Source organism: Protofrankia sp. CiP1_Cm_nod4 (assembly GCF_982290645.1).
The window spans coordinates 28,590-38,916 of the sequence record NZ_CEVIVC010000004.1; the positions used below are offsets into that span (position 1 = coordinate 28,590).

The window sequence follows — 10,327 nt, forward strand, 5'->3', positions numbered from 1 at the left end:
CCTCCTTCTCGTCGTTTGTTCGCGGGACCAACCGGGCCCGCCCTTGTGGACGGCGGGCCCGGTTATACCTGAAAGGGCCTTCGCACCTGCCTGGCCGCATCACCCGGGACAGCGCTGGGAGGCGCCACATGACAGGGACCTTCGCACCCGTCCGAGAGCACGACGCGGAGCTGGCCGCGTTCACCGAACTGGTCCGGACGTTCGTGGCCCGGGAGATCACCCCCCACCACGCCCGGTGGGAGAGCGACGGGATCGTTCCGCGGGAACTGTGGCGTAAGGCCGGCGCGGCCGGGCTGCTGGGTCTCGGGCTTCCGGCCGAGTACGGCGGCGGCGGCGCGGACTATCGATTCAACACGGTTGTCGACGCCGAGCTTTACCGCGCCGGCGCCACCGGGCCGGGATTCACGGTCCACAACGACGTCTGCGGACCGTACTTCGCCGAACTGGCCACGCCTGGGCAACTGGTGCGCTGGGTGCCGGGCATGACGTCGGGCGAACTCGTGGCCGCGATCGCGATGACCGAGCCCGGCGCGGGCAGCGATCTGCGGGGCGTCCGGACGAGGGCGGCACGAACCCCCGGCGGATGGCTGCTGAACGGCACGAAGACCTTCATCAGCAACGGCATCCACGCGGACCTGGTCATCGTTGTCGCGCGAACCGAGCCGGACGGCGACGGCGGCGGCGGCGGCCTGAGCCTGCTGGTCGTCGAGCGTGGGATGGCGGGCTTCACGCGCGGCCGCAACCTCGGCAAGGTCGGGCTCCACGCACAGGACACGGCCGAGCTGTCGTTCGACAACGTCGCGGTCCCGGACGCGAACGTGCTCGGGCAGCCGGGCAGGGGGCTGCGCTACCTGATGGCGAACCTGGCGCAGGAGCGGCTCACCATCGCCGTGCAGGCGGCCGCGGCAATGGAGGGCGTCCTTGCGGACACCCTCGACTACGTCAGGACGAGGACCGCCTTCGGCCAGCCGATCGGCCGGTTCCAGCACAGCGCGTTCCTGCTCGCGGAGCTGGCCACCGCGGTGAAGGCGGCGCGGGTCTTCGTCGACTGGGGGGTGCGGGAGCACCTGGCGGGAAATCTCGGTGCCGACACGGCCGCCATGATAAAGCTGCACACCACCGAGGCCCAGCAGCATGTCGTGGACAGGTGCCTGCAACTGCACGGGGGCTACGGCTACACCACGGAATACCGGGTGGGACGGGCCTGGGCGGACGCCCGGGTACAGACAATCTACGGCGGTACCAGCGAAATGATGAAACTCATCATCAGCAGGGGGCTCGGGCTGCACAAAACGTGAGAAGCCGATGCCCGCCGGATGTCCGCAGTTCCCGCGCCGTTCACCATCCGATGCGCAGAACATGAAAAACCGGTGCCCCGCCCGAATCCTCCCCGGGCGGGGCACCGGTTTTTACCGGGCGGCTCTACCGGGCGGCTATGCCGGTACGGGCGACCTGCTCAGGGTGAAACCGGGGAAGCCGCCGTCGGCCTCCTTGTCGACGGTGGCGCGATAGCTGCTCAGGCCGCCGAGATAGCACAGTGTGCTGGGCTTCTTGCCGGGCACGTTCGCCCCGAGGAACCACGGCCGGTCTCCCATGCCCTGCGGCAGGAGGGTGGCGTTCAGGATCGCGTCGCACTGGTCCGACCAGGCCTGGGCGGCTTCCTCGGTGGCCTCCACCCGCTCGGCGCCCTGCTCGACCGCGTGCGCCAGCAGCTTGCCGATCAGTTCGACCTGCGTCTCGATCACCGGTGGATGGCTCGCGAACGGTGCCTGCGGCCCGAGGATCGCGAAAAGATTCGGGAAGCCCGGGGACGCGATGCCCAGCAGGGCTTTCGCGTCCCGTGCCCACTGCTCGGCAATCGTCCGGTCCCCGGCCCCGTGCACGTTCATGCTGGCGAGCGGTCCGGTGATCGCGTCGAAACCGGTCGCGTAGATGATCACATCGAACTCGTACTCCGCGGTCCCCGTCCGCAGACCCGTCGGGGTGATCTCCCGGATCGGGTCGTCACGGACGCTGACCAGCGTCACGTTGGGCCGGTTGTAGGTCTCGTAGTAGAAGTTGCCCAGCGGAGGACGCTTCCCGCCGATCGGGTGCGTCTTCGGGCACAGCAGCTCGGCGGTCGCGGGATCCCTGACGATCGCGCGGATCCTGCGCCGCACGAACTCCGAGGCGGCGTCGTTGACCCGCTGGTCGACGAGCATGTCGTCGAAGGTCTCGAAGATGTAGTGGAAGCCGCCGGCCTCCCAGCCGGCTTCCAGGACGCGCTCGAGCTCGGCGTCGTCGACCTGCGCGCCGAGGCGGTTCGCCGGCTCCATCGGGAAGGCGAACACGTGGTTGAACGTCTTCTCCCAGACGTTTTCGAAGTCACGTCGCAGCGCCTGCTGCTGCTCCGGGCCCAGCGCGTGGTTGCGCCCGGGTAACGCGTAGTTCGGGGTGCGTTGGAACACCGTCAGATGCTCCGCGACCTGCCCGACCGACTGGATCACCTGGATGCCGGTCGCGCCGGTGCCGATGACGGCCACGCGCTTGCCCGTGAGGTCGACCGGCTCCTTCGGCCACTGCGACGTCACGTACGACTTGCCCGCGAAGGAGTCCGCGCCCGGGAACGGAGGCTTGTACGCGATGCCCAGCCAGCCCAGGCCTGTGATGAGCCACCGGCTGCTGATCCGCAGACCGTCCTCGGTGGTCACCGTCCAGCGGTTGGCCGCCTCGTCGAAGTAGGCGCCGTCGACCCGCGTGGAGAAGCGGATGTGCTGGCGCATGTCGTGCTTGTCCGCGACCGCCCGCAGGTATTCCAGGACGTCGGGCTGAGCGGTGTAGCGCTCGCGGAAGTCCCACCGCTGCCACAGCTCACGGTCGAACGAGAAGCAGTACGCCCAGCTCTCGGTGTCGGTACGGGCGCCGGGGTAGCGGTTCCAGTACCAGGTGCCTCCGACGTCGTCCCCGGCCTCGAACACCTGCATGCTCAGGCCGAGCTGCCGCAGCAGGTGAATGGTGCGGAGCCCGGCGAAGCCCGCGCCGACGACGACGGCATCGACTTCCGGGAGAGTTTGCGTAGGCATTACGCCATGTCCTTTCTTGGTTTTCAGTGGCCCTGGGCGGGCTGCTGGGCGTCCAGGATCACGTAGGCGAGCGTGGCCGGAACCTTTCCGTGGTTGCGCCACCCGTGCCTGGCGCCGTTCTGCACCACGCACGTGCCCGGGGGGAGGTGGATCTCGGTCCCGTTGTCGAGTTCCACCCAGAGGTCGCCCTCGATGACGATGACGTAGTCGATGCTCCTGGTCCGGTGCATTCCCGGAGCGTCGGGCTCGAACACGCCGAGCAACCCTGGCACCTTCGCTTCGGCCTCGGCGACCTGGGACTCGAGGGTTGCCGCGTCCGCGCTGGGTTCGTGTGGTTCGGCACCTGGTTCGGCATCTGGTTCGGCGCTGTCCTCCGGCGGGAGGCGAAACAGTCCGAAACGTGTTCCGCCCGGCCCGGGGAAGAAGACCGCGTTGTCGGGCTTCGGGTCGCTGAGCGGGCTGCTGAGCGGGCCCTCCGTTCCCCACACCTGGAACATCTGGACACCAGGCATGATCGCCAGTTCGACGGGTGGCAGCGGCGCGTCCTCATGGGCGATGGAGGTTCCCGTGCTGTCGACGCCGGTCACGACGCGTCTGATGGAAAGAGTCATGGCGGGTACTGAGCCTTCCCTGTAATGATTGGTTACTTTTTGTAATTGACGGCGGCGGTGTCCGTGGTGGTCGCCAGGTGGTGCGGTGGTGCTCGACATGGAGGATCGCGAGGGCGGCCCGGGCGATCAGGCTGATCTTCCAGAGGCCGGGACCGATGGTGCGCGGGGCCGGGAAGGCGCTCCTGGCCTCCTCCCTTGCCTGTCACGGCAGGTAGCTGTCACGGCAGGTAGTTGATCTTTGTGGGGAAAGGTTCACTGTGACATGGATCGCACTCGAGGGGGAGTCGGTCGGCGCGAGGGATTTGTGCGCGGCTCCAGATCGTGCACGTCGCGGCCGTCGAACAGCCGACCGACGGCGTGCCATTCTCGTGCTTTCCGAGAACCTGGAGAGTTCGATGCCGACCGCGTACGATCCCACTGATCCCATACAACTGCGCGATCCGTATGCCATATTCGCGGAGCTGCGCACCGCCGGCGGCGTGCATTGGTGCGAGCCGTTGTCGGGCTGGATCGCGGTGGACTGGGCCAGTGTTCAGAGCGTGGTCACGGCGCCGGCGGTGTTCTCGGCGAATCGTCTTCTGCCGGTGCACGAACGGCTCTCCGAGGAGAACCGCGCGACAGCGGCCGACGTGCTGCGCTGGTTGTCGCTGTGGATGGTGTTCCAGGATCCACCGAACCACACCCGGCTGCGCCGCTACCTGTCGACGGTCATCAACCCCCGCATGGTGGAGTCCCTGCGGGCGTCGATCACCGAGATCACGTCGGACCTGTTCGACGGCCTGCCGAAGGACCGGCCGGTCGAGTTCTTCACCGAGATCGCTCTTACCCTGCCGGGTTACGTCGTCATGGACCTGCTCGGGGTCCCGCGCGACCGGCTGACCGAGGTCAAGCGGTGGTCGGACGAGATGATGCTGTTCATCGGCAGTTCGCGAGGTGTCGACGACAAGTACGAGAGAGCCCGGCACGGCGCCTGCTCGATGGCGGAACTGTTCCGTGAGCTGATCGACGAACGCCGGGCCCACCCGCGGGACGACGCCCTCACCCGCATGATCACCACCGAGGTCGACGGCGAGACGCTCACCGAGGACGAGCTGATCGCGAGCATGATGATGATCGGCAACGGGGCGCAGGAGACGACCGCCCACCTGCTGACCAACGGCCTGATCGCCCTGCACCAGCACCCGGACGTCGCCGCCAAGCTGACGGCCGATGTCGACGGCCTGATCGTCCCCGCCGTGGACGAGTTCCTCCGCTTCGACTCGCCGGTGCTGTCCACCGGGCGCCTGCTCGCCACGGACACGGAGCTTGGGGGACAGCGCCTGCGGGAGGGCGACCGGATCTTCGCGATGCTCGCGGCCGCGAACCGCGATCCCGCCGTCTTCGCGTCGCCGGACGAGATCGTTCTCGAGGGCCGGGCGAACGGGCATCTCGCCTTCTCGAAGGGTGTGCACTTCTGCCTCGGCGCGCCGCTGGCCCGCTTGGAAGGGCAGATCGCGTTCAGGCACATGGCGGAGCGGTTCCCCCGGCTGCGGCTCGCCGAGCCCCTGGACACGATCCCGTGGGCGAACTCGCTGGTCAGCCGCGGGCCGCTGCGGCTGCCGGTCATGCTCGAGGACGCGTGAACACCCCGCTCGTCCCGCGTGACGACGAGTTCGTCCACGCGGCTCCGTACCCCGTCTCGCACCCGCCGGCCCGCGCGTCGAACGACCCGCGGTTCTTCGAGCGGTACTGGAACGTGTGGCACGACGACACGGGCGACCTGCTCCTGGCTGTGGGCGGCAGCTGTTACCCGGTCCTCGGCCGGGTCGAGTCGTACGCGATCGTCAACTTCCGTGGCGACCACCGCTCGGTGCGCTCCTTCCGTCCGCTGTCGTCGCAGCCGGCGGACCTCACGGTGGGCCCGATGCGCCCCACGATCCTCGCGGGGCTCCACCGCTGGCGGCACGTCCTCGAGCCGGGGGAGTGGGGCTTTTCCTACGACCTGGAGTGGACCGACACCCGCCGCCCGACGTACGGCGCCGCCTGGGGGCCGCAGGTGCCGTCCGGCGAGCGGCAGGTGACCGCCGGATTCGAGAGCTTCGGTCAGGTCACCGGCTGGGTTCAGATCGGTGGCACTCGGGTGGAGTGGGCGCCCGGCCAGGCGCACGGCACCCGGGACCGCCACTGGGGCGTCGGCCGGGGCGTCGGTGGCCCGGCGCTCAACGGCGGGCGCGCGCACCGGCCCGGCTGGAAGGGCGGGATCTGGATCGACCTGCACGACGTCGGCCTCTGGGGCGGGAAACTGCTCTACGGCCTCGACGACCCCCGCCCGGGCAGCGGCCGCGTGCACCGGATCGAACGCCGCCTGCGCTTCGAACCCGACACACACCTGTTTCTGGCGGGCGTCGTCGACCTGGCCCTCGACGACGGCACCCACCGGTCCCTACGCCTCGAGCGGCTGGGCAACCAGACCGCCTTCATGTGCTGCGGCTTCTACGGCGGCACTCCCGGGGCGGGGCTGCATCCCGGCGAGTACGGGGGGCCGGAACGGACCGAATGGGACCGGTTCGACGTGAACGACCCGCACGTCCGCCGCACGCTGCGGGGGCTGGACGAGCACCACTGCAGCGTCGTCGACGGTACGAGGGCGACGACGGGCATCCTGCAACCGGTCGAGCCGGACGCGTACGAGGCCTGCCGCGAGGGCCGGCCCGGCTGGGCCCTGTGGTGACCGACGGCCCTGTGACCCGGGGCTTTGTGACTCGGAGCTTTGTGACCCGGAACAGGGGCCTCGACAGCGTGGCCCTCGTCACGGCTTCCGTCCGTCGCTACCGTGCGTTCTCACCGAGCATGCGGTCGGACGGATGAAGAGATCAGGAGATCGCCCGTGAGCCTGAAGTACGACTTCTCGTTGATGTGTCCGGACGTGATCGCGCACAATGCGCGAGTCAGCGGGGATACGGTGGCCGCCGTATTCGAGGAAGAACGGCTCACGTGGCGTGAGCTTGACGAGCGGACGAACCAGTTAGCCAACCTGCTGCGGGCCGAGGGCCTCGGCAAGGGTGACAAGGTCGCGCTGTTCATGCCCGCGTCGCTGAACGCGTTCGTCGCGTTCTGGGGAAGCGCGAAGGCCGGCTGCGTGACGGTGCCACTGAATGTCATGCTCGACGGAGAGTCACTGGTTCGCCTTGCGGCGGACTCCGACGCGGTCGTCCTGATCGCCGATCCGGAGACCGAGCCGGTCATCGACTCCATCCGCGCGCGGCTGCCGCTGATCGGCGGCTCCCGCTGGCTCACGTTCGGCGCAGCCCACGACCACTGGCGGTCGGTTCCGGAGCTGCTGGCCGAGTCCCCGGTCACGCCGTGCGGAGTGAGGATCGAACCGTTCGACGTCATCACCATCCTCTACACCTCGGGGACCACCGGGCACCCGAAGGGCATCGAGCACACCCACGTCAGCCGCATGATGTACCCGTACGGCTTCGCGATGGGGCTGAAGGTCGACCGCTACTCGGTCGCCGTCCTCGGCACGCCCCCGTACGCGTCCGGGACCTGGATCACGATGATCCCGACGATGTACCGGGGCGGGACGGTCGTCATCCTGCGCAGGTTCACCGCCGCGGCGTTCCTGGCAGCCGTGGAGCGCGAGCGGGCCACCCACGCCTTCCTGGTCCCCACCCAGTGGATCGCCGTCCTCGAGCACCCCGGGCTGCGCGGCCATGACGTGAGCAGCCTGCGCTGCATCGTCACATCCGGTCAGCCGATCGCCGAGAAGACGTACCACGCGCTGGAGGACGCCTTCCCGAACGCCGGTATCCACGAGGTGTACGGATTCTCGGAGGGATTCGCGACCCTGCGGCTGCCGGCGGACGCCGTCCGCGGCAAACGCACGTCGGTCGGAAAACCCCTGATGCTGGAGGACATCCGCATCATCGACAATACCGGCGCGGAACTCCCCCCGGGTGAGAGCGGTGAAATCGTGGTGCATGCGATCGGGATGATGAACGGCTACTACAAGAATCCCGGACTGACCGAGGAGGCGACCTGGGCCGCCCCGGACGGTCGCGGCTTCATGCGGACCGGGGATATCGGCCATCTGGACAAGGACGGTTTCCTGTATGTCTCGGGCCGGCTCAAGGATATGATCAAATCTGGCGGTATCAACATCTTCGCCGTGGACGTCGAGCAGGTCTTCATGCGCCATCCGGACGTCAGCGAGGCCGCGGCCGTCGGCGTGCCGCACCCGAAGTGGGGCGAGACGCCCCTGGTGGTCGTCATCCCACGCCCCGGCGCGGAGATCGACCCGGAGGGGCTTCGGCAGTGGGCCAACGAGCGCCTGGCCAAGTACCAGCGCGCCAGCCACGTCCTGGTCCGCGAGGAGCTGCCGCGCGCGGTCTACGGCAAGGTCGCGAAGGCCGAGCTGCGCAGGGAGTTCGGATCGGGGGCCGGGCTGTGACCGACATCCGCTACCCCGGCTACGAGAGCCTGGAACTCGACTGGCCCGAGCCGCACGTCCTGCGGGTGACCCTCAGCCGCGGCCGGATGAACGCCCTCGACTTCCAGATGCACCGGGACCTGGGCGCGATCTGGCGCCTGATCGACGAGGACACCGAGGTGTCCGCGGTGGTCCTCGCCGGCAGGGGACGGGCATACAGCGCCGGCGGTGACTTCGACATGGTGCAGCGCATCATCGACGACTACGACTTCCGCTGCCAGATGTGGAAGGAAGGCCGTGCCCTGGTGCGGAACATGCTCGACTGCGGCAAGCCCATCGTGTCCGCGATCAGCGGAGCGGCGGCCGGCGGCGGGCTGGCCACCGCGCTGCTGGCGGACGTGAGCGTCGCCGGCCGCACCGCCAAGCTCGTGGACGGGCACACCACCCTGGGCGTGGCCGCCGACGACCACGCGGTCGCGATATGGCCGCTGCTGTGCGGGCTGTCCAAGGCGAAGTACTACCTGATGACCAGCGACGCCATCACGGGCGAGGAAGCCGAGCGCATCGGGCTCGTGACGTTCTGTGTCGACGACGCCGTGGTCGACGAGCATGCCCTGCACATCGCGTCCCGGCTCGCGCACGGGGCACCGAGCGCGATCCGCTGGACCAAACAGTCGCTCAACAACTGGGTTCGTGCCGCGTGGCCCTCGTTCGAGGCCTCCCTGGCGTTCGGCATCCTGGGCTTCACCGGACCCGAGGCGTCCGAAGGCCTGGCCGCTCTGCGTGAGAAGCGCGCACCGGACTTCGTCCAGCGTTCCTACATCTGAAGGCGAGCCTGACATGCCCAGCACAGCGGTGGCCCCCCCGCGGCGGCCGACCCTGCCTCTCGACGAACGCACCTACATCGTCACGGGCGCCGGCGGCGGCATCGGCGGCGCCGCCGCCGCCAGGCTGCTGCGGGTGGGGTCGAACGTCGTCGCGGTCGACCTGAGCTCGCGTCGGCTCAACGGCACGGCCGAGTCCACGCGCGAGCTGCCCGGAACCCTGCGGACGATCAAGGCCGACGTGACCTCGGAGGCGGGCGTGCGACAGGCGGTCGACTTCGCGGTGACGGAGTTCGGCTCGGTGCAGGGCGTGGCGAACGTCGCCGGCGGGATGGTCAACATCAACCGCGACGTCTACGATGTGCCACTGGAGTCCATCTCGCTGGACAGCTGGGTGCAGATGTACGCGCTCAACGTGAACAGCGCCTTCCTGATGTGCCGCGCGCTGGAGAAGCACTTCGTCGCACAGGGCTACGGAAAGATCGTCAACGTGGCTTCGCTGGCGGCCTTCGCCAACCGTCTCGAACTCGGTAACGCCGCCTACAACTCGGCCAAGGCCGCGGTGGTCGCGTTCACCCAGAGCGTCAGCGTGCAGCTGGGCCGTCAGGGGATTCGGGCCAACTGCGTCGCCCCGGGGCTGGTCCTCAGCGACCGGGTACGCCAGTGGATCGACGACGGATACCTGCACCGGCACCTCGGGTACACGGCGCTCGGTGACGTGCCCACCCCGGAGGACCTCGGCGAAGGCATCGCGTTCTTCCTCGAGCCCCAGTCCGACGCCATCACCGGCGAGACCCTGCGGGTCGCAGCCGGCGTCCGATGACCCGGCCCGCCCTTCCTGCGCACGCACCGGCCCAGCTGGCCGCTCGCGTGCGGGAACTGCTACGTCTGCGGCTGCCGGAGGCCGAGGAGGTGGCTGTCTCGCAGCCAGCGCGGGTCTTCGGCGGGAACGCTCGCGTCGCGTGGGCCTGCGACGCCCGCTGGGCCTCGGGCCGGGACACGCACGCGAGCAGACACGAGGAGCCGTTGATCCTGCTCATCCGTGCCCCCGGCTCGCAGGTACAGACCGACCCGGCACACGAGTTCGCGGCACTGGACGGGCTGGCCGAACGTGGCGTACGGGCGCCGAAAGTGTGGGCGCACGACCCGGACGGGCATCTGTTCGGGGCGCCCGCGGTGCTCCTCCAGCGGCTGCCGGGCCGAGCGGACGCGGTGGAGTACCTCTCGGCCGACACCGAGCTGGGCCGTGCGCGAACCCTGGACCTGGCCCGGGCGGCAGCCGAGCTACATGCCGTCACACCGGCCGCGGGAACCGGTGAACCGCAGCTGGCCTACTGGCGCGCACGGTTCGAGGACTGCCGCCCTGAGCCGTACCCGGCGCTGTCCTGGCTGTACGACTGGCTTGACGACAACGCC

At 69.2% G+C, this 10,327-nt stretch carries 9 protein-coding genes; 7 read left to right on the forward strand and 2 right to left on the reverse strand.

What is annotated here, in order from left to right; translation table 11 throughout:
* The first annotated feature begins 128 nt into the window (after window positions 1-128).
* Window positions 129-1,298: an acyl-CoA dehydrogenase family protein gene (locus AC5LSR_RS01925; protein ID WP_250282435.1), complete on the forward strand. Its 1,170-nt coding sequence runs from the start codon at window positions 129-131 to the stop codon at window positions 1,296-1,298.
* 135 nt (window positions 1,299-1,433) lie between these two features.
* Here AC5LSR_RS01925 and AC5LSR_RS01930 read toward each other — a convergent pair whose 3' ends face one another.
* On the reverse strand, window positions 1,434-3,062 hold the full coding sequence (locus AC5LSR_RS01930) for a flavin-containing monooxygenase (RefSeq protein ID WP_250282433.1): 1,629 nt from the start codon (window positions 3,060-3,062) through the stop codon (window positions 1,434-1,436).
* Between the two features lie 23 nt (window positions 3,063-3,085).
* Complete coding sequence (locus tag AC5LSR_RS01935) at window positions 3,086-3,673, reverse strand: cupin domain-containing protein (protein WP_493468084.1); 588 nt, start codon at window positions 3,671-3,673, stop codon at window positions 3,086-3,088.
* A gap of 395 nt (window positions 3,674-4,068) precedes the next feature.
* Here AC5LSR_RS01935 and AC5LSR_RS01940 point away from each other — a divergent pair, with 395 nt between their 5' ends.
* The 6 genes from AC5LSR_RS01940 to AC5LSR_RS01965 form a co-directional block, all read left to right on the forward strand.
* Complete coding sequence (locus AC5LSR_RS01940; RefSeq protein ID WP_250282429.1) at window positions 4,069-5,295, forward strand: cytochrome P450; 1,227 nt, start codon at window positions 4,069-4,071, stop codon at window positions 5,293-5,295.
* A complete protein-coding gene (locus AC5LSR_RS01945) occupies window positions 5,292-6,383 on the forward strand; it encodes an Rv3169 family protein (protein WP_250282427.1) in 1,092 nt (363 codons plus the stop codon). The genes AC5LSR_RS01940 and AC5LSR_RS01945 overlap by 4 nt, the downstream gene beginning before the upstream one ends.
* A 156-nt stretch (window positions 6,384-6,539) precedes the next feature.
* Window positions 6,540-8,108, forward strand: coding sequence for a class I adenylate-forming enzyme family protein (locus tag AC5LSR_RS01950; RefSeq protein ID WP_250292120.1), 1,569 nt, complete (start codon window positions 6,540-6,542; stop codon window positions 8,106-8,108).
* A complete protein-coding gene (locus tag AC5LSR_RS01955; RefSeq protein WP_250292118.1) occupies window positions 8,105-8,914 on the forward strand; it encodes an enoyl-CoA hydratase/isomerase family protein in 810 nt (269 codons plus the stop codon). Before AC5LSR_RS01950 ends, AC5LSR_RS01955 begins: the two co-directional genes overlap by 4 nt.
* 13 nt (window positions 8,915-8,927) lie before the next feature.
* Window positions 8,928-9,734, forward strand: a complete 807-nt coding sequence (locus tag AC5LSR_RS01960) for an SDR family NAD(P)-dependent oxidoreductase (RefSeq protein WP_250292117.1) — start codon at window positions 8,928-8,930, stop codon at window positions 9,732-9,734.
* A gap of 89 nt (window positions 9,735-9,823) precedes the next feature.
* Window positions 9,824-10,327 (forward strand): phosphotransferase (locus AC5LSR_RS01965; RefSeq protein ID WP_493468085.1); only part of this gene is annotated, 504 nt, incomplete at its 3' end.

Coding starts and splice junctions, on each gene's coding strand:
- AC5LSR_RS01925 (WP_250282435.1), top strand. CDS start 129: ATGACAGGGACCTTCGCACCCGTCCGAGAGCACGACGCGGAGCTGGCC.
- AC5LSR_RS01930 (WP_250282433.1), bottom strand. CDS start 3,062: ATGCCTACGCAAACTCTCCCGGAAGTCGATGCCGTCGTCGTCGGCGCG.
- AC5LSR_RS01935 (WP_493468084.1), bottom strand. CDS start 3,673: ATGACTCTTTCCATCAGACGCGTCGTGACCGGCGTCGACAGCACGGGA.
- AC5LSR_RS01940 (WP_250282429.1), top strand. CDS start 4,069: ATGCCGACCGCGTACGATCCCACTGATCCCATACAACTGCGCGATCCG.
- AC5LSR_RS01960 (WP_250292117.1), top strand. CDS start 8,928: ATGCCCAGCACAGCGGTGGCCCCCCCGCGGCGGCCGACCCTGCCTCTC.